Consider the following 18,408-nt stretch of genomic DNA (forward strand, 5'->3'; position numbering starts at 1 on the left):
AGCCACTTCACCGCCTCGCACCACCTGCACCCGCCCGACGATCGCAGGAGGAACCCATGTCGTACGACCCGACGGCCGCCGGCGCCACCGCCGAAGAGCCGCCCACCCTGCCCACCGACAGGCGCACCGGCTGCCCCTTCGACCCGCCCGCCGGACTCACCGCGCTGAGCGACCGGCCGCTGCGCCGTATGCGCTACGCCGACGGACACATAGGCTGGCTGGTCACCGGACACGCCGCCGCCCGCGCGATCCTGGCCGATCCGCGCTTCAGCTCACGCTACGAACTCCTCCACCCGCCCATGCCGATGGAGGGCGTGCAGGGAGAGATACCGCCCGCGCCGGTCGGCGACATCATCGGCCTCGACGCCCCCGAGCACACCCGCTACCGGCGCCTGCTCACCGGCAGGTTCACCGTCCGCCGCATGCGTCGACTCACTGAGCGCGTCGAGCAGTTCACCAACGAGTGCCTGGACGCCATGGAGCAGGCCGGGCCCACGGCCGATCTGGTGACGGCGTTCGCGCAACCCGTGCCCGCGCTCATGATCTGCGAGCTGCTCGGCGTGCCGTACGCAGACCGGGAGCGCTTCCAGAGCCACGTGGCGACCCTCTTCGACCAGACGGCGGATGCGGAGGCCACGGGCGAGGCCTACACGGCGCTGCTTCAGTACCTGAACGAACTGGTCCTCGCCAAGCGCGCCGAGCCCACCGACGACCTGCTCAGCGACCTCACCACCGCCGACCTCACCGACGAGGAACTGGCAGGGATCGGCGGGCTGCTGCTCGCCGCCGGGCTCGACACCACAGCGAACATGCTCGGCCTCGGCACCTTCGCCCTGCTGAGCAACCCCGCCCAACTCGAGGCCCTGCGCGCCGACCCCTCACTCGCCGGACAGACCGTGGAGGAACTGCTGCGCTACCTCAGCGTCGCCGACCCGCTGCCGCGGGCGGCGCTCGAGGACGTCGAGGTGGAGGGTCGGCTCATCCGGGCGGGGGAGACGGTGACCATTTCCGTGCAGGCCACCAACCGCGACCCGCTCAAGTTCCCCGAGCCCGACAGGCTCGACATCCGACGCAAGGCCGCCGGGCACCTGGCGTTCGGCCACGGCGCCCACCAGTGCCTGGGCCAGCAGCTCGCCCGCGTCGAGATGACCGTCGCGTTCCCGGCGCTCTTCGCCCGCTTCCCCACCCTGCGCCTCGCGGTGCCGCCGCAGGAGGTGCCGCTGCGCGACCGCTCCAACATCTACGGAGTGATCAGCCTGCCGGTCACCTGGGACGAGGAGTAGCCCATGAGCGACCCACGAGAGCCCCTGCGACTCCGCGTCGACCGTGACCGCTGCGCCGGCGCCGGCATGTGCGCCCTGACGGCTCCGGCCGTCTTCGACCAGGACGACGACGAGGGTCTGGTGATGCTCCTGAACCCCGCACCAGCCCCCGAGCACCGGCCCGCCGCCCGGATGGCCGTCGGCCTCTGCCCCGCCGGAGCCATCGCCCTCGACGCCCCGGATTCCACGGACCTGTAGCGCCCGTGGCGCGGCCCGGACCGAGAACCCCGCACCGCGCACCGGTGGGGGCTCTCGCGTGTGCGGACCGCCCAGCACTTCGCCGCGTGCGCCGAGGTGGAACCGGCGCCGATGACGGCACGGACCCGCGACGCCGGCGTCGACCTGGCCTCGCTCGCCGCGGATTCGCCCGCACCCGGCCCGCCGTCGACTGGTCCACCACCACCCACGCCGACCCCAGCAGCGCCGTTCCCACCGGCGTCGGGTGACCCGGCAAGCGTCGAACCCGCCCAGGATTCAAAGGGCGCGCCGACAACGGCCTCCGGGGGAGGGGCATTCGCTCGGACGGGAGCAGGCGGAGGCGCGGGAGGAAATCCCGGTCAGAATGCGCAGCCCTGCGGTCTCGAGCCTTGCGGCTCGAGGTCGCCGATCGCTGGTGGGCGGGCCGCAGCCATGACCGCGGTCGTGGTCAGACGAATGACGGAGAGGGGGAGTACGCCTTCCCAGCCCAAGATCCTCATGGCGACGGTGCCGGTCGAGTCCGTTCGGATCTCGAGACCGAGGGTGTCGGTGCTGTTCCATGTCGCTTCGCGGTTGTCCATGGTCAAGGATGACTCCGACGAGCGCTCCTGCGGTGAGGCACGCCGATGGAGGCGTACGGCGAAACGTCCCGCATGCCTTACTCGCCGGCTTCGGCGCAACCGACCTCACCGTCGATCTGCCCGACGGCCGGGAACACAGCGAGACGCTCATCGGGTCCCCGCAGCACACCTCTCGGCGCCCGGCACACCCTGCGGCCCTGGGAAACCCGCGTCCACCGCCGCAACGTCTGACGTTGCCGCCGACGACTGAGAGCACCAGCGCGACCGCCCCCGTCGGTCCCGGTCCCGGTCCCGGGAAGCGGCGGGGGCGGTCATCTGACGCTCAGTGCCGGGCGCCTCGGAGGATCCGGCCGATGACGATCGTGGCCTGCTCCGGCTGTTCCTCGAGCCATGTGCCGAGGTGTTCACGGACGGCCCGGCCGACGCAGGCGCGCGCTGTCGCGTTGTTCAGCGTGCCGCACGTGGCGCCGCCGTACTCGGGATGCTCCAGCGATACCGACACCACCGCCGTGAGCCCCTCGCCGATCCGGTCGGCACCGAGATCGGGATCCGCCTTCGCGAGCAGTCCCCGCTGCCGCGCGGACGCGTTGACCGCGGCCACGAGCCCGTCGCGGAAGCCCTCTGCGTGCGTGCCGCCCTCAGGAGTGGGCCTGCTGTTCGCGAAACTCCGGACCTGTTCCTCGCGGGAGTCGCTCCAACGGAGGGCCACCTCCACCGCTCCCGCCGTCAGAGGGAGCTCCTGCTCGAAACTGACGATGTGCGGGTGAACGGGGACGGCGTCCGGGCCCTCGATGAAGACGACGAAGTCCCGTGCTCCGCCCGGGAACCGGAAACGGGCCGACCGGGATCCGCCCGCGGGACGTTCGTCGGTCAGCGAGATGTCGAGGCCCCGGTTCAGGAAGGCCAGTTCCCTGAAGTGCTCCGTCAGCACGGTGAACGAGCACTGCGCCGTGCCGAAGATGTCGGCGTCGGGCCGGAAGGTGATGGTGGTCCCGCTACCGGTCGCCGGTCCCACGGCCTTCGGCGGAGCGAGCGCGACGCCGCACGCGTATTCCTGGACCCAGCGGACCCCTTCACGCCGCACCTCGGCCGTCAGGTGGCTCGACAGGGCATTGGTGACGCAGGGCCCTGCGCCGATGCGGCTCAGGACACCGGAATGGCGGTCACCGGGCTTCGGTCCGATGTGCGGGCGGGTCAGCAGGGCTTCGAGGCCGGGCCCTCCGGTGTCCTCCGCGGCCTCGACGGGGATCCCCGGCCCGTCGTCGGCGACGCGCACGCCGCCGTCGGATGTGAGGGCGATGTCGACGGAGTCCGCGCGGCCGGCGAGGACTTCGTTCACCGCGCGGTCGGCGACCTCGAACACGAGCTGATGCAGGCCTCGTTCGCCGGTCGAGCCGACGTACATCCCGGGCCGCTTCCGAATGGCTTCCCGCCCCTCCAGCACCTCGATCCGGGCGGCGTCGTACGTGATGGCGTCCTGACTCATGAAGTCCCCCTCCGGGTGTCCTGTGGACTCTCCCAGCCTAGGCGGATCCGCGGAAAACGCCAGGTCAGAGCCGGTTCCCCGTGAGCATGGGCGGCCGGGTGAGCGCCTGCGCGGAGGCGGTCGGCCCAGGGATCGTGAGCCGCGGGCGGAGCCCGGCGCAGGGGCCGCCGAGGCCGGGAACGACCCCGCTCCCGGCGGACCCGAGGTACCCGATCCGGGAAGTTCTCACGCCCGCCCGGCACGCCGCGTCCGAGCATCGGCGCGCTCTACGGCGTGCGGGACGCTCGCGGCACCGCCACACGCCACACTCCGAGTGACGCCGTTTTTCGATCAGGTTCAGACGTGCGTGAGGAGGCGTTCCAGCGGCCGGGGAACGCGCTCGAGGTCCAGGTGGGTGATCAGCGCCTGCGCGTAGAGCGCCTTGCGGCCGCTGTGCGTGCCCATGAAGCGCCGCAGTTGGTGCTCCACGGGCCGTTCCCGCTGCGCCGGCTGGCCCTGGAAGGTGTGGAATGGGCGCATCTCGCCCTGGGCCTTGATCACTTGCTGCACTCCGTCGGCCCCGAGAGCGCGGATCAGCTCGTCCTCCAGGTCGGCGACGCACACGTGGAACCCGAGTGGCTCCAGTCCGGCCCGCGTGAGACCGGACCCGAGACCGACCCGTTCCAGATGACGACGGAAGTGCCGCTCCTCGCCGATGTCGCAGAGACCGGCGAGCGGGAGGCCGAGTCCGGGCGGACCGCACACGTCCAGGAACCGCCCGATGTTGGTCGCGCCTCCGAGCGGTACCACCGCGACGCCCTCCGCGCCGAGGTCGCGGCCGTAACGCGCGGCCAGCGCTTCGAGGGCGACGTGATCACTGCTGCCCTCGACGAGCACGATCGTCCGCACACCGCCGGCCAGTTCCCGCGCCGACGCTGCCGCCGCTCCCGACTCCGCTCCGCCGGCCGCCCACGCGACCAGCGCCAGGCGGAATCGCCTCAACTCGTCCACGAGACCTCGCTTTCCGATGCCATCCTGGCACGGCCGAGATCCCGCACGCACGTACGTTTTCCGCGGGTGACGGGCCCCGGAAGTCGGCAGCTCCGCACTGCCGGCCGCGGGGCAGCGCCGGCTTGTTCCGGCACCGCCGGCCGGTACGCAGCCCCGTCGCATCAACCGCCGGACGGAGCCGATGAGTCCCGATAGTGGTCCCGGACTTCGGGGCGTTGCCGGAAGCCGGCCGACATGTAGGTGGCGACGGCGCCGGCATTGGAGCTGGGGGTGCAGACGAGCGCGCTCGACGAGCCCAGTTCCTGGAGCGCGGCCGCCGCGGCGACGGTGATCGCCTTTCCGTAGCCGTGACGGCGATGCTCCCGGTGCACGCCCATCGGCTCGAGCAACCCGGGCTTCCCCGGACCGGCCGACCACACCGTCACCGCCGCCACCGCGTTGCCCCGGTCGTCGTACGCGACCAGACAGCGGGCGTCGGCGTACGGCAACCCGGCCGCCATCGCGTGCCAGCGCTCGTCCGTGAACCTCGACCCGTCGAACGCCGCCCGCTGTACGGCGGCGAACACATGGGCGTGCTCGGGCCCGATCGCCTCGATCCGCACGCCCGGGTCGTTCACCGACTCCGTGAGGTCGCGGCGCAGCGGCGTCCACGGCTCGTCGACGTCCCAGCCGTCCTCGAAGAGCAGATCCTGGACCAGCGCGCCCATGGGCGACTCGATGTTCGCCTTCCCCTCGGGCAGCACGCCGCGCTCCGGATCGCTCACGTCCTCGACCAGCTTCCGGGCCAGCTCCTCGTCCCGGTGAGCGTCGGGCGCGATCGTCAGGCGCAACAGCCCGGGACCGTCCAGCAGCCCGACGGCGAGAATCCGTCCGCCCCGGCTCCACGTCCTGACCGCCGCGGCGGTCGCTTCCGCACCTGACCGCCAGTACCAGCCCAGGTCCCCGGGATGCAGTTGCATGGGCGCCCCGTCGTACTGCCACTCCCGCAGCACACCCACAGCCTCGCTCAGCCCTTCGACTCCCGGCATGCTCAGCACAATCGACATGCCCTGATCACACACCACCGCGCCGGCCGTCCGCACCCGATTTCCGGCCGGCGGGCGCGGGTGGGGGCTGCGGGTCCTCGCGCGGCGGCCGGGAGGTCCGGCGGGCCGCCTGCCGCAGTGGGGCGGGGAGAGCTCGCCGTCGTTCCGAAGCCCGGCGTTCCGCCGCTCCTGTCAGGCGGCGTCGCTCCTGTGCGGTCCGGCGTCCGACTCCGGGCGCCGCAGGCGTGCTTCGACACGGCCGCCGGTGATGCGGGTGTCGAAGGCGGGCTGCGGCGCCGTCGCGGGGCCGCGTACGTTCCAGCCGTCGGCCAGGCGGAACACGCTGCCGTGCCAGGGACAACGGACGCAGCCGTCGCTGATCGTCCCTTCGGAGAGCGGGCCGCCCATGTGACTGCACGTGTCGGCGAGAACGTGCACGGTGTTGCCGCTCTCGCGCACCACCAGGACCGGCACGTCGTCGATGTGCCGGCGGACCGCCCGGCCGACGGGGAAGTCGGCGACGGCGCCGATCCCCTGCCACCCGGACTTCACGAGATGAGGTACGGCTTCCGCATGGTTGGCGCCGGATGCCTGCCGGTAGGCAAGGTGGCCGCCGAGCGCGCCCCCGAGACTCACGGCCGCCAGCCCGGCGAAACCGAGTGCCTTGCCCAGTCCGGTGCGGCCTTGTGTCCGGGCGGTCAACGAGCCCGCGTACAGCGCCACGGCCGTGACGTTGGTCGCCGCGTGCACGAGTCCCACGCGCATCTGCTGTCGCTGGAGATCCGCCCAGTCGACCCAGCCCGCCACGGCCGCAGGGGGGACCGCGGCCAGCCCCACCCCGACGAGGGCGCGTGCTCCACGGTGCTGTCCGGGAAGCAGGTCGAGCACCGCCGCGGAGAGCCAGCTGCCGATCGGCACCTGCACCATCAGGGGATGCACGGGGTGTCCCAGCCACCTGCCGTGCAGGAAGTCCCTGCCGCGTCCCAGGGGAAGCCCGTGCACGGCCCGCTGGACACGGTCGATCACCGGGTCGTTGCGCGGACTGCGCTCCAGGCGGTCGATCGCCGCGAGAAACCGGCCGGGGCCTGCCGACGACGAGAAGAAACGCTTCCGGAGTTCGGGCCGATCGCTGCCCGGTGATGCGTCCCATCGGTTCATAGGACCTGGGTAACCACGGACGAGCACACGAAACCGCATCGAGGCTGCCGCCGGGCCGACAGGGCTGCCGGCAGCACGGGGGTGCCGCTCTCCTGATGGCATGCGGCCGACGCCGGAGAGGACAACGATGAAGCCGTACGCCGTCCGTCACAGGAAGGAAGCAGGCCATGTCCGACCAGGAGAAAGAATCCGTGACTCCCGAACCGGAGGAGGAGCCCGACTTCGCCGACGAGCACTCCCGTCCCACATATGCCGATGAGCCCTCGACGGAGGACCCCGACGAGTCGGTTCCGTCGGGGGAGGGCGGCGACGGGGGAATGGACCCCGCCTGAAAGGCCGGTAGATGGTCACAACCGTATAATCGGGCCCATGGCAAATCGGCCGTCAGAGAAGCCGCGACTGCTGTCGGGTGGCAACCCGCAGATTCCCAAGGGCGACGGCGATGGTCCGGTCCAGGCCTATATCGAGGCGATGCCGGGCTGGAAACGCGAGGTCGGCCGCCGTCTGGACGACCTCGTCGTGCGGACCGTCCCCGGCGTGCGCAAAGCGGTCCGGTGGAACTCGCCCTTCTACGGAGTCGAAGGCAACGGGTGGTTCCTCGGTCTCCACTGCTTCACGAAGTACGTGAAGGTGACCTGGCTCAACGGCACATCGCTGGACCCGCTGCCGCCGGGCGAATCCAAGCATGAGCGCGTGCGCTACCTCGACATCCATGAGGACGAGGAGTTCGACGAGGAACTCGTCGTCAGCTGGATCCGTCAGGCCGCCGACCTGCCCGGTGACGATCTCTTCTGATTGCCGACGGCGATGCCGTGGCCGGTACGGCGAGTTCGGCCTCACCGATCAGTGGTAAAGCCGCCGGGGCTCAGTGACTCGCCCGTGCCCGCCTTGCCGCGAACCAGGCAGTGACGAGCGCCCCGCCCACCATCGCCGTCGTCCGGGCGCCTGAGCTTCCGGCGACGGCTCCGGCCATGTCGCGAGCCCGGTCCAACGCGCTCAGCGGCACTCCGGCCAGCACGTTCGCCAGAGGCCGGCGGGGCACGGCCGGGTGGGGATGCGTGGGGGCGGTACGCCGCACCGTCTCCCACGTGGTGCCCAGCCGCCGCAGCCGTGCGCGGTCATGGCCCAGCGCCTCCTGCAGCCGGGGCAGGAGCAGTTCCTCCTCGTCGCGGATGTCCTGCCGTATGAGGGCAAAGGCCCGCTCGACGAGTTCGTCGTGGCGGGGGTCGGCCGGGTCGGTGTGTTCGACGGCGGCGACCAGGTCGTTGATTTCCTGGTGCTCCTGCTCGACCCGAGAGGTCAGTTCCTCGCCGTCGTCCGCGAGCCGCCGCAGCGCCGGCCACAGCACGGTCTCTTCGGCGAAGGCGTGGCTGAAGGTCAGCTGGATGATGTCCTTCAGCGTCTGCTGCCGTTCCTCCGGGGGCCGCCTGCCCGATACATAGCGGTTCATCAGGCGGTCGAGCTTGGCGTGGTCACGCCGCTGCCGCACCAGGACGCTGGCCTCGCCGCCGAGCTCCTCGACGCTCTGCTGTGTGATGGAGGTGGACATCGGGGCCTCCTCAGCCCGTGTGGTGCCCCGGGGCCGGACTCGTTCGGCGGGCCGCTCGGGGGTTCGTCGCCTTCGCCGCCGGTCCCGCGAGTACCCAGTGCCTCTCGGAAGCACTCCTCACCGGGCCCCGCTCCGGCCGCCTTTTCACCTGACAGGCGGGCCAGTCACCCCCGTGGGGAATTCCTCGACGCCGAGGACCAGCAGCAGCTCCAGTCGCTCGCGGGCCTCGGCGTCCGCCGGGGTGAGCACGAGCAGCAGCTGGCCCTGGTCGGGAGTCACGAGGGTTTCGCAGTCCATCAGCAGGCGGCCCACCCGCGGGTGCAGCACGGTCTTGCGGTCGGCGCGCCGGACCGCCACCTCGTGCTCGGCCCAGAGCCGGCGGAAGTCGGCGCTCGCGGCCTGCAACCGGTCGACGAGCCCGGCGACCGTGGGGTCGCCGGAACGGCGGCCGGCGGCCGCGCGCAGGTCGGCCACGAGCTGCCGGGCGTGGTGCTCGTGCTCCTCCGGCGGGTGGACGGCGCGAGTGGCGGCGTCGGTGAACCAGCGGTGCACGAGGTAGCGCCGGTCGCCGGACAAGCCGGTGTGGTCGCCCGTGAGCAGGACGGCCGCACGGTTCTGGGCGAGGACCTCGCCCAGGTCGGACAGCACCAGGGCCGGGGTGTCGCCGAGCAGGCCGAGCATGCGCACCAGACCGGCGCGGGCCAGGCGGGCCACTCCGTCGGCGGGCGGGGGCCGGTGGCCGGCCAGGTGGAACAGGTAGTCCCGCTCGTCGTCGGAGAGGCGCAACGCCCGGGCCAGCGCGCCGAGCAACTGGGTCGAGGGCTGACTGCTGCGGCCCTGCTCGAGGCGTACGACGTAGTCCACCGACATGCCGGCGAGCATGGCCACCTCTTCCCGGCGCAGGCCTGCGGTGCGGCGGCGCGGGCCGTCGGGGATGCCGACCTCGGCCGGGCGGATCGCCTCGCGGCGGTGGCGCAGGAAGTCGGCGAGCTGCTCACGTTGCATGGCTCCATGGTCCCCCGCCGCGGGCGGGCCGATCCAGGGAGCGGCTCTCCCATGATGAACGCTCCGCTCCCGTACTCCGCGGCGCACCCGCAAGGTGGGTGACGGATCCGACGACGAAGGAGAACGTGATGCAGACGCGAACCCTGGGCAGTACCGGCCCGACCGTTTCCGCGCTGGGCCTGGGTGCGATGGGCATGTCGGACGTTTACGGCGCGGCCGACCGCGCGGAGAGCATCGCCACCGTGCACGCCTCGCTCGAGGCCGGCGTCACCCTCATCGACACCGGCGACTTCTACGCCATGGGCCACAACGAGCTGCTGCTCGCCGAGGCCCTGCGCGGCCGGGACCGGGACAGTTACCAACTGTCCGTCAAGTTCGGGATGCTGCGCGGACCGGGCCACGACTTCGGCGGTGCCGACGCACGTCCCGAGGCGGTGAAGAACTTCCTGGCCTACTCCCTGACCCGGCTGGGCACCGACCACATCGACATCTACCGTCCCGCCAGGCTGGACCCGGCGGTTCCGATCGAGGAGACGGTGGGCGCGATCAAGGAGATGATCGACGCCGGGTACGTGCGGCACCTCGGCCTCTCGGAGGTCGACGCCGCGACGATCCGCCGGGCGCACGCCGTACACCCGGTCGCCGACCTGCAGATCGAGTACTCGCTGATCTCCCGCGCGGTGGAGGCGGACATCCTGCCCACGCTGCGGGAGCTCGGCATCGGCCTGACCGCTTACGGCGTCCTCAGCCGCGGCCTCATCTCCGGGCACTGGGCCGCCGGCCGTACCGCCGGCCCCGGCGACTTCCGCGCCTTCAGCCCGCGGTTCTCGGCCGGGAACGTGGAACACAACCTCGCCCTCGTGGACGCTCTGCGCCGGGTCGCCGAGGCGAAGGGATGCACCGTCGCCCAGCTGGCCATCGCCTGGGTGGCCGCACAGGGCGACGAGATCGTGCCGCTGGTCGGCGCCCGTACCCGCGAACGGCTGGCCGAGGCGCTGCCCGCGATGGAGCTGACCCTCACCGCGGACGACCTCGCCGAGATCGAGAAGGCGGTGCCGCTCGGCGCGGCGCGCGGCGACCGGTATCCGGCCGCGTTCATGTCCGGTCTCGGCGCGGGGAACTGAGTCCGCCTCTCCGGCGGCTCCCGGCGCGAGTGCCGCCGGGAAGCGGGCACCCACGCGACGAGGTTCTGTCCCGTGCGGCGTGAGCCGGTTGCCGGAGCGTCTCGCCCAGATGATTGAGGGGATGTGTCTCCCCGTCAGTGATCACGGATGCGACGTGGGACCGGATCGAGCCGCTGATGCCGGTCGGTCCGGCCCATGGACTCCGGTGCGCATCCGCTCGCACCGGAGTCCAGGCTTCAGGCACTTTGGCTGCCCTCCCGGGCAACGGGCTGCGGGAAAACTCGTTGGCCGGCTGCCGCCGACCTGCGACGATGCCCCTGTTTGCCGAGCGGAGGGCACTTGTTCGTTTTCGTGTGCGCGGGGTGCGACGCCGAGCTGACCGCCCCGTTGTCCCGGGTCGCCCTGCCGGTCCACACCTATCAGAAGTACGGCAACGGACTTCAGCTCCCGGTGCTCATGGAACCGGGGACGTTCGCCGTGGAACCGGAGCCATGGGGCCCGCCTTGGCGGAGGTGGGAGGAGATCGATCCGGACGAGGCGGCGGCCCGTGGCGTCCACGCGCCGGTCCACGCCCTGTCCGACGGCGCGCCCGGTGCGGTTGTCATCGCACCCGGGGACATCTGTGGTGCCGTGCTGATCCCGGAGAGGCGCGGCGGCGCCTGCTGCGGCCTCGACGTGGCCGACGGTCGCAACATGGCCTGCGAGGCGTGCGGTCTGCCGGTGGCGAGCCGTGTCGACGACTGCTCTCTCTGGCAGGCCATGTGGCTCGCCCCGGACGCCGTGCGTCGTGTCCAAGTCGGAGACGCCGACACCGGACCGCTCTCCTGGGCGGAGCTGATGGCGGAAGGGAAGGGCGTGACCCCCTTCGAGCCGATCACCCTGTGGGGATCGCTGTCCGGGGCGAGCCGCCGGTGGTCCTGGAGCCCGCAGTGGGAGGCCGCGGCCGGGCGGGCACTCGCCCACCTTCTGGTGGCGTCGGAGGGCCGGGCGGTGACCGTCCCGGACGGCCTGACCGCGGAGGTGTTCCAGCACACCCTCGACGCCCTGCTGCCGGCCGGTCCGCCGGTGCGGCGAGCCGTCCTCGCCGGACCGGGGCCGGCCGCCCCCGACGCGGACGCCGGCATCCTGCTCGTACCGTCCCATCCGCAGACCGGGGAGGTCTGGACCCCGGCCGCCCCGGCCGCCCGGGCGTACTTGGTGCCGTTGCCGTTCGGGGTGTGGCTCCGGCTGGTCTTCCCTGAGCCGCGGCTGCCCGTCCCCGCGTCGAGTCTCATGCCCGCGGACGTCCTGCGCGACGACCCGCCCGCCCCGAGTGTCGATGACGTGTTCCGGATCGACCTGGGAGTGTTCCGGCGCACCCTGGTCCGGCTGCCGGCGGTACGCAGCCCGTGGCTGCGCGAAATTCTCTAGCAACCCGCGTGCTCCATGCACGCGGGCATTTCCGGCCGGCCTGCGGAAGGCGGCGAGACCCTGCCGCCCGCCCTGTCCCGCGACCTTCCGCCGCAATCGCACAGCGCCGGACGGCGGTGCCTGCCGAGCACGCCGGGGCCCGGGTGAGCCGTATGCGTGACCTGGACGGGGCCACCGCTGAGGCGATCAGGTGAGGCAGGCGTCCGCCGCGTATCCGGCCGCACCTCCAGACGTTGTCCGTTCGGCATTCCCGGACCGGCACTCCATCAGGGCCCACCCGATTCCGGTGGCCCTGATGGCGGTCGCTCCGCACGGTCGAGTGCAAGGTCCTGGGCCCACCCCGCTTGCCGGCAGGGACGAGTCGAGGACGTACGACCGCCACGCGTCCACAGTTCGTGACCGGCGCCCGAGCGCCATGGGGTCCGGCTCTTGAGCGACGGACCTGGAAGGGAGACTCTTGTGGGGCAGGGACAGCAGCCGAAACCGGCGCAGCAGTGAGGGCGGCGCGGTGGAGGCCACCGGGGCCGTCGCAGGCATCCGGGGCCACTGAGACGACCACCGGGCGTGCCGTCGCGCGCCGTGGCAACCACACAAGGGTGCTGGTGGCGGTGGTGGCGGCAGTCGTCGGGGCGCTGCTCCTCGGCCCGGCCGAACCGGGGGAGGCCGTCCGACCCGTCGGTGCCTCGCGTGAGACCTCCGCCCCTGTGGACCACGGCCGCATGCCTGCTCGTGGACGGGCGACGGCGACCGCGCTCGGCGATGTGGCCGCCGCCCCTCGGGTCCGGTTACTGCGGGCGGTGGTGCGAGACACCCTTCCCCACGATTCCCGAGCCTTCACCCAAGGTCTGGAGTTCCGCGGCGCCACCCTCTACGAGAGCACGGGGCTGGTCGGCCGGTCCTCCCTGCGGGCCGGACCGCCGGGCAGGCCGCCGACGCGGTACGTCGAACTTCCTGCGCCGTTGTTCGGCGAAGGCATCACGCTGTCCGGTGACAAGCTGTGGCACCTCACGTGGCGTAACGGCATTGCCATCGAGCGCGACCCGACCACCCTCGCGGAACGTCGCCGAGTCGGCTACCGGGGCGAAGGCTGGGGCCTGTGCCACGAACACACCGCCGGGCGGGGACGGCTGGTGATGAGCGACGGCACCGACCGGCTCACCTTCCGCGACCCCGACTCCTTCACGGAGACGGGCGGCGTCAACGTCCGCCGGGACGGCAGGCCCGTTACAGGGCTCAACGAACTGGAGTGCGCGCCCGACGGCTTCGTCTACGCCAACGTGTACACGACGGACACGATCCTGCGCATCGACCCGCGCACCGGTGACGTGAGCGCGCACATCGACGCAGCCGGACTCCTGACCGCATCCGAACGCCGCGGAGCCGAACAACTGAACGGCATCGCCGCCGTACCGGGAACCGACGGTTTTCTGATCACCGGCAAACTCTGGCCCCGCATGTTCCACGTCACCTTCGTCCCCCGATGAGCAGTGCGCCTGAGCAAATCAATGGTCGAACAGCTTCGCCCAGTACCAGGATGCGGCTATGCGTCACGCCAACGACGACCCCGAGCTGCTCGCTCTGATCCACCGCTACGTCACGCCCGGCAGGCGCTACCTCGAACTCGGCGGCCCTCTCCGGCGCAGGACCGAGCCTGAACGCACCAAGTTCACACGGGACCTCGGCGAGGCCGCCGGCGACATCACGAGCTAGTGCGCCGCGAGTCTCTCCACCAGCCCGATTGCCCGCGCCAGCAACTCCCGCTCCTCTTCCGTCAGTTCCGCCTCGATCGCTCGGGCAAGCCAATCCGCCCTGCGCCCCCGCTCCTCCTCCAGCAGCGCCCGCCCCGCAGAGGAGAGCTCGACCAGGCTCTTGCGGCCGTCGGTCGGATGCGCCCGGCGCGTGATCAGCCCCTGGTCCATGAGCAGTCCGACGGCTCGGGCCATGGACTGCGGGCGCACCCGCTGATCGGCCGCCAGTTCGCTGGTCGTCATCGCACCGCTGCGGTCCAGCGCGCCGAGAACGGCCACCTGACCCAGCGGCATCTGGTCCTCGAGCTTCACCCGCCGCGTGAGCTTTCCCGTCGCGGTGCGCAGTTCGGCCGCGACGGCGGCGGATTCCGGAAGGGGCATGCCGAATTTTAACGCAGCACCGCTGCGCAGCAGAACTGCGCAGCCTGGCTGAACAGGGAAACTGAACAGCATGGCTGCACAGCATTGCTGTAGAGTTCCTTGTGTCGGGTCCAGCGCCACCGTCGCCGCAGCCGAACCCGGCACGCATGCGACAACGGGAAGGACTCCCATGACCGCCATCACCTCCGTCACCGGCCGCCGTGTCCTCGACAGCAGGGGCAACCCCACCGTCGAGGTGGACGTGGAACTGGCGGACGGATCCGTCGGCCGGGCCGCAGTCCCCTCCGGCGCCTCGACCGGCGCCCGCGAAGCCGTCGAACTCCGCGACGGCGACCCGGCCCGCTGGCACGGCAAGGGCGTCGACCACGCGGTACGCCACGTCAACACGGAGCTCGCGGCCGCCGTCACCGGTCGCGAGGCCGAGGACCAGGCCGGCCTCGACGCCGCCCTCGTTGCCACGGACGGCACCCCGACCAAGGCCAGGCTCGGCGCCAACGCGATCCTCGGCGTCTCCCTGGCCACCGCCAAGGCCGCGGCCGCCGCCCACCGCCTGCCGCTCTACCGCTACCTCGGCGGCTCCGACGTGCGGCTGCTGCCCGTGCCGATGATGAACATCGTCAACGGGGGTGCGCACGCCGACAATCCCCTGGACTTCCAGGAGTTCATGATCGCCCCGATCGGCGCGGAGACCTTCGCCGAGGCCGTGCGGATGGGATCCGAGATCTTCCACACCCTGCGCCGTGACCTCCTCGCCGCCGGGCACTCCACGGGAGTGGGCGACGAGGGCGGCTTCGCGCCCGCCCTGCGCACCGCCGAGGAGGCGCTCGACTTCGTGGTGACGGCCGTCGAGCGCACGGGCTACCGGCCGGGCACGGACATCGGTCTGGTCATGGACCCGGCGTCGTCCGAGTTCTTCCGCGATGGCGTCTACGACTACACCGGGGAAGGAGTGCGGCGCACACCCGCCGAACACGCCGACCACCTGGTCAAGTTGATCGACGCCTACCCCATCGTGTCGATCGAGGACCCGATGGCCGAGGACGACCTGACGGGGTGGCGGGACCTGACCGCACGGGTCGGTGCGCGCTGCCAGCTCACCGGTGACGACGTGTTCTGCACGAATGAGACCCTCCTGCGCGAGGGCATCGCCTCCGGCGTCGCCAACTCGGTCCTCGTGAAGGTCAACCAGATCGGCACCCTGACGGAGTCCCTGGCCACCGTCGACGCTGCCCACCGGGCGGGCTACACCGTCGTCATGTCGCACCGCTCGGGAGAGACGGAGGACACGACGATCGCGGACCTGGCGGTGGCCACGGGCTGCAGCCAGATCAAGACCGGATCACTGTCCCGCTCCGACCGCACCGCCAAGTACAACCAACTCATCCGCATCGAGGAGCAGTTGGGCGACAGCGCCCAGTACCCGGGCGCGGAGGCGCTGCGCCGCCAGGAGGCTCGTCCGCCGCTCTGACGGAATGCCGGAACCCGTTCTCACAAGCAGAGGCGAATACCCGGCTCAGGCCCTGGACATGGCGTCGACCGCCCTCGCCCTGCAGTCCCGGCACCTTCCGTACGACCTCGTGGCAACGAACAGATGCCGCCCCTAGGAACGGCACTCGGGCGGGTTGTCCGTGCGAAGCATGCGCAGGACGGCCCGCTCGGCGGGACCCCGGGTGGCGGGAATGCCGTACGCGCCCTCGTCGCCGAGGCGTGGCAGGGCGGCGGCGATGGTGACGCCCTCTTCGTACAGCTCGATCACCCGCGGGTTGATGTAGGAGCTGCGGCAGATCGCAGGGGTGTTGCCGAGGTATCCGGAGACCTCGCGGACCGCGCGGGCGATGGCACGGCGGCGGGCGGTCTCGCTGCGCGCGACGGACTGTGAGACGGCGAGCGCGACGGCGGCCATGACCGTGGCGTGCCAGGTGCGGAAGTCCTTCGCGGTGATCTCCAGGCCGGCGATCTCCTGAAGGTACGCGTTGACGTCGGCGCTGCTCACGTCGTGCCAGGCGGGCCGCTCCCAGTACGCGAGGAGGCGGTCGCCGCCGCCCCGGCGCCGCAGCAGCGCGGTGAGGCTGCGGCAGGCGGCGGGGTCGGCGACGGTCTCGACGATCTCCTTGCCGTGCTTGCCGGTGTACGTGAAGAGGACGGCACCGCCCCGGCAGCTGGAGTGTTCGCGGAGCAGCGTGGTCAGGCCGTAGCTGTTGTTCAGCTCGGTGTACTGGTCGCTGCCCATGCGGAAGAAGCCGAGGTCGAGGAGGCGTACGGCGGTGGCGAGGACCCGCCTGCGGGTCAGGCCGCGGTCGCCGAGGTGTCCCTCGACGGCCTCCCGTACGGCGGGCAGGGCCTCGGCCGCGTCGAGGACGTGGTCGTGCTTGGCCTGCTCCTGCTCGGCGCGGAACTGCGGGTGGTACAGGTACTGGCGGCGGCCGGCGGCGTCGGTGCCGATGGCCTGGAGGTGGCCGTTGGGCGGGGTGCAGATCCACACGTCGCTCCAGGCGGGCGGGATGACGAGCGCCCGGATGCGGGCCGGCTCGACCGGGTCGCGCACCGGCTGCCCTTGGGCGTCGAAGTAGCGGAAACCGCGCCCGTGGCGCTTGCGGCTGTAGCCGGGGTCGGTGGGCCGGCTGTGGTGAAGACGCAATCCCGCCTCCTCGGACGCGATCGGCCGTGGAGGTGAACGGCCGATCGTCCAGGTCCACGTCGCCACGGCGCGAGTCCTCACGAACGGCGCTGCGGCGCACCACGCTTCTGTCCGGATGCGCCGGCCACAAACCCGCCCCGCCCGGAGGCGGTGGGTCACCGGTTTCCTCGGCGTTCGAGGTAGATCGACGTGAATACGGCGACCTTGGCGCGCAGCGCCCAGGGGTCGAAGGGCTTGCTCATGTAGTCGACGGCGCCGGCCGCGTATCCGCGGGCGGAGTGCTCCGGGTCGACGCCCATCGCGGTCAGGAAAATGATGGGGACGTCGCGGGTCCTCGGCCTGCGCTTGATGTGCGCGCAGGTCTCGTAGCCGTCCATCTCCGGCATCTGCACGTCCATGATGATGACGGCGAAGTCGTCGTGGTCGAGCAGCGCCTTGAGCGCCTCGCGGCCGGAGGAGACGGTGACGAGCTCCTGATCGAGGGTCGCCAGCACCGCGGTCATGGCGAGGAGGTTGTCCGCCTGGTCGTCGACGATGAGGATCTTGGGCATGTCCTGCGGTTCCGAGACGGCGGGCAGAGCCGCCGGCCGCTCCACGGCCTCCAGTTGACGTTCGAGGAGATCGCACCGTGCCTCGGCGGCGGCACGCTGTTCCCGCGCCTGACGCAGCTCGTTGTCCAGGCGGGAGACCTCCATCTCCAGGTCGTTGCGCTCCTGGAGGAGTTCGGTGACGTCGGAGTGGGCGGCGGCGAGCTTGTCCGCCCGCTCCCGTTCCGCGCTCCGGTCGGCCTCCAGCTGGTTGAGGCGTACCTCCAGGTCGGCGATGCGGTGGGTGCGGTCGAGAAGCGCGTCGCCCAGGACGTCGCCGCGGACGCTGGAGCGCCGGGACACCCGGTCGGCGTCGGCCAGCTGCTGCTCCAGGAGCTCGACCGCGTGCTTGGGGGAGGAGGCGGCGTCGACCGCCGAGCCGTACAGGCCGCGAACGAACTCGATGGCCTCCGTCGTGACGGCGGTTCCATGGTGCTCGGCAAGGTCCGTGAAGAGGTCCATGATCACTTGCCAAGGCGGTAAACGGGTTCCGTTCAGGTAGCGCGAGAACGTCCCGGGATCGCGTTGGCGCCGCGCCGCATAGCGTCGTACGGAGACCTCCATCCCTTCGAACAGCTCCCGCAGCGCCTGGGCGAGAGCGCGGGACGCCTCGGTGAGATCGGTGCCGAGAGGTCGCAGCTCACCCACGGTCTTCCGCCTCCCCGGCACCGGCGCCCGCCGCTTCACGGCAGCCGGCGGTCTCGGCGGCGATGAGGCGGTTGAAGAAGGGCACCGACAGCCCGGCGGTCGCGAGGCCCGCGAGGACGCTGCGGGGCGTTCCCTCGCCGGCGAGCGCGGTCAGAACTCCCGCGGTCACGCCGCCGATCAGGGCCAGCAGGAACACCAGGGTCGCTCTCTGAGACAACAGAGGCCGGTCCACCAGGATCTCCGTCCATTCAACCCGTGCCAGGGCAACGGGGCTTCACGCTTCCGGCGGATTGCCGGAGCGGGGAATCACAGAATGGCGGGCGGTGGGACCGATGCGCTCCGCGACCGGAGAAGAAGTGCAACAGCGATCGCTGTTGGCACCGGCTCTCTCCGCGGACGGCGCCTGTTCCCGCTGGTCGGAGCGGCATGCGCGTAACCGTTGCCCGGCGTTGCCCCGCAACGCTGCTGACGCGTTGCCGCGAGGACTGCGGAGACCCGGCTCGCAGGCCTTTCGTCCGGAGCCGCCGGAACTCCACCCCTTCGGGGCATCGGGCGGCG

At 71.7% G+C, this 18,408-nt stretch carries 20 protein-coding genes; 9 read left to right on the forward strand and 11 right to left on the reverse strand.

Annotated features, from left to right (window positions below; all coding sequences use genetic code 11):
• Nucleotides 1-56: 56 nt before the first annotated feature.
• A complete protein-coding gene (locus ACTMTU_RS05330) occupies nt 57-1,283 on the forward strand; it encodes a cytochrome P450 (RefSeq protein WP_441262279.1) in 1,227 nt (408 codons plus the stop codon).
• A 3-nt stretch (nt 1,284-1,286) separates the two neighbouring features.
• Nucleotides 1,287-1,520: a ferredoxin gene (locus ACTMTU_RS05335; RefSeq protein WP_441262280.1), complete on the forward strand. Its 234-nt coding sequence runs from the start codon at nt 1,287-1,289 to the stop codon at nt 1,518-1,520.
• Between the two features lie 359 nt (nt 1,521-1,879).
• On the opposite strand, the gene ACTMTU_RS05340 is transcribed toward ACTMTU_RS05335, so the two are convergent.
• From ACTMTU_RS05340 to ACTMTU_RS05360, 5 genes are all read right to left on the reverse strand, one after another.
• Nucleotides 1,880-2,107 (reverse strand): hypothetical protein, encoded by a 228-nt coding sequence (locus ACTMTU_RS05340; RefSeq protein WP_441262281.1) that lies wholly within the window; start codon nt 2,105-2,107, stop codon nt 1,880-1,882.
• A 316-nt stretch (nt 2,108-2,423) separates the two neighbouring features.
• Complete coding sequence (locus tag ACTMTU_RS05345; RefSeq protein ID WP_441262282.1) at nt 2,424-3,587, reverse strand: ATP-binding protein; 1,164 nt, start codon at nt 3,585-3,587, stop codon at nt 2,424-2,426.
• A gap of 336 nt (nt 3,588-3,923) precedes the next feature.
• Nucleotides 3,924-4,577 carry a TOPRIM nucleotidyl transferase/hydrolase domain-containing protein gene (locus ACTMTU_RS05350; protein ID WP_441262283.1) on the reverse strand — a complete coding sequence of 218 codons (654 nt, stop codon included), beginning with the start codon at nt 4,575-4,577 and terminating at the stop codon, nt 3,924-3,926.
• Nucleotides 4,578-4,738: 161 nt separating this feature from the next.
• Nucleotides 4,739-5,623, reverse strand: a complete 885-nt coding sequence (locus ACTMTU_RS05355; protein WP_441262284.1) for a GNAT family N-acetyltransferase — start codon at nt 5,621-5,623, stop codon at nt 4,739-4,741.
• Nucleotides 5,624-5,794: 171 nt separating this feature from the next.
• Nucleotides 5,795-6,760, reverse strand: coding sequence for a Rieske 2Fe-2S domain-containing protein (locus tag ACTMTU_RS05360; protein WP_441262285.1), 966 nt, complete (start codon nt 6,758-6,760; stop codon nt 5,795-5,797).
• Nucleotides 6,761-6,927: 167 nt separating this feature from the next.
• Here ACTMTU_RS05360 and ACTMTU_RS05365 point away from each other — a divergent pair, with 167 nt between their 5' ends.
• Nucleotides 6,928-7,092, forward strand: coding sequence for a hypothetical protein (locus tag ACTMTU_RS05365; RefSeq protein ID WP_441262286.1), 165 nt, complete (start codon nt 6,928-6,930; stop codon nt 7,090-7,092).
• A 37-nt stretch (nt 7,093-7,129) separates the two neighbouring features.
• The gene (locus ACTMTU_RS05370; RefSeq protein ID WP_441262287.1) at nt 7,130-7,555 is read left to right on the forward strand and encodes a DUF1801 domain-containing protein; all 426 of its coding nucleotides are present in this window, start codon (nt 7,130-7,132) and stop codon (nt 7,553-7,555) included.
• 70 nt (nt 7,556-7,625) lie between these two features.
• Here the strand turns inward: ACTMTU_RS05370 and ACTMTU_RS05375 are convergent, their stop codons facing one another.
• Nucleotides 7,626-8,309: a hemerythrin domain-containing protein gene (locus ACTMTU_RS05375; protein ID WP_441262288.1), complete on the reverse strand. Its 684-nt coding sequence runs from the start codon at nt 8,307-8,309 to the stop codon at nt 7,626-7,628.
• A 144-nt stretch (nt 8,310-8,453) separates the two neighbouring features.
• On the reverse strand, nt 8,454-9,314 hold the full coding sequence (locus tag ACTMTU_RS05380; RefSeq protein WP_441262289.1) for a helix-turn-helix domain-containing protein: 861 nt from the start codon (nt 9,312-9,314) through the stop codon (nt 8,454-8,456).
• Between the two features lie 128 nt (nt 9,315-9,442).
• On the opposite strand from ACTMTU_RS05380, the gene ACTMTU_RS05385 reads away from it, so the two are divergent.
• The 4 genes from ACTMTU_RS05385 (at nt 9,443) to ACTMTU_RS05400 (ending at nt 13,558) form a co-directional block, all read left to right on the forward strand.
• Nucleotides 9,443-10,438 carry an aldo/keto reductase gene (locus ACTMTU_RS05385; RefSeq protein ID WP_441262290.1) on the forward strand — a complete coding sequence of 332 codons (996 nt, stop codon included), beginning with the start codon at nt 9,443-9,445 and terminating at the stop codon, nt 10,436-10,438.
• A gap of 339 nt (nt 10,439-10,777) precedes the next feature.
• On the forward strand, nt 10,778-11,848 hold the full coding sequence (locus tag ACTMTU_RS05390) for a hypothetical protein (protein WP_441262291.1): 1,071 nt from the start codon (nt 10,778-10,780) through the stop codon (nt 11,846-11,848).
• 719 nt (nt 11,849-12,567) lie between these two features.
• A complete protein-coding gene (locus ACTMTU_RS05395) occupies nt 12,568-13,332 on the forward strand; it encodes a glutaminyl-peptide cyclotransferase (RefSeq protein WP_441262292.1) in 765 nt (254 codons plus the stop codon).
• Between the two features lie 58 nt (nt 13,333-13,390).
• On the forward strand, nt 13,391-13,558 hold the full coding sequence (locus ACTMTU_RS05400; RefSeq protein WP_441262293.1) for a DUF6000 family protein: 168 nt from the start codon (nt 13,391-13,393) through the stop codon (nt 13,556-13,558).
• On the opposite strand, the gene ACTMTU_RS05405 is transcribed toward ACTMTU_RS05400, so the two are convergent.
• Nucleotides 13,555-13,977, reverse strand: coding sequence for a MarR family winged helix-turn-helix transcriptional regulator (locus tag ACTMTU_RS05405; protein WP_441262294.1), 423 nt, complete (start codon nt 13,975-13,977; stop codon nt 13,555-13,557). The genes ACTMTU_RS05400 and ACTMTU_RS05405 overlap by 4 nt on opposite strands.
• A 169-nt stretch (nt 13,978-14,146) precedes the next feature.
• Between ACTMTU_RS05405 and eno the strand changes: the two genes are divergently transcribed.
• The gene (gene eno / locus ACTMTU_RS05410) at nt 14,147-15,445 is read left to right on the forward strand and encodes a phosphopyruvate hydratase (RefSeq protein ID WP_441262295.1); all 1,299 of its coding nucleotides are present in this window, start codon (nt 14,147-14,149) and stop codon (nt 15,443-15,445) included.
• Nucleotides 15,446-15,577: 132 nt separating this feature from the next.
• Here eno and ACTMTU_RS05415 read toward each other — a convergent pair whose 3' ends face one another.
• From ACTMTU_RS05415 to ACTMTU_RS05425, 3 genes are all read right to left on the reverse strand, one after another.
• Entirely contained in the window at nt 15,578-16,615 is a 1,038-nt protein-coding gene (locus ACTMTU_RS05415; protein ID WP_441262296.1) for a DNA topoisomerase IB, read from the reverse strand.
• A 155-nt stretch (nt 16,616-16,770) separates the two neighbouring features.
• Nucleotides 16,771-17,850, reverse strand: coding sequence for a response regulator (locus ACTMTU_RS05420; protein ID WP_441262297.1), 1,080 nt, complete (start codon nt 17,848-17,850; stop codon nt 16,771-16,773).
• On the reverse strand, nt 17,843-18,067 hold the full coding sequence (locus ACTMTU_RS05425) for a hypothetical protein (protein ID WP_310650526.1): 225 nt from the start codon (nt 18,065-18,067) through the stop codon (nt 17,843-17,845). The genes ACTMTU_RS05420 and ACTMTU_RS05425 overlap by 8 nt, the downstream gene beginning before the upstream one ends.
• Nucleotides 18,068-18,408: the final 341 nt, after the last annotated feature.

The organism is Streptomyces sp. OZ13 (assembly GCF_052068155.1).
GTDB lineage: Bacteria > Actinomycetota > Actinomycetes > Streptomycetales > Streptomycetaceae > Streptomyces.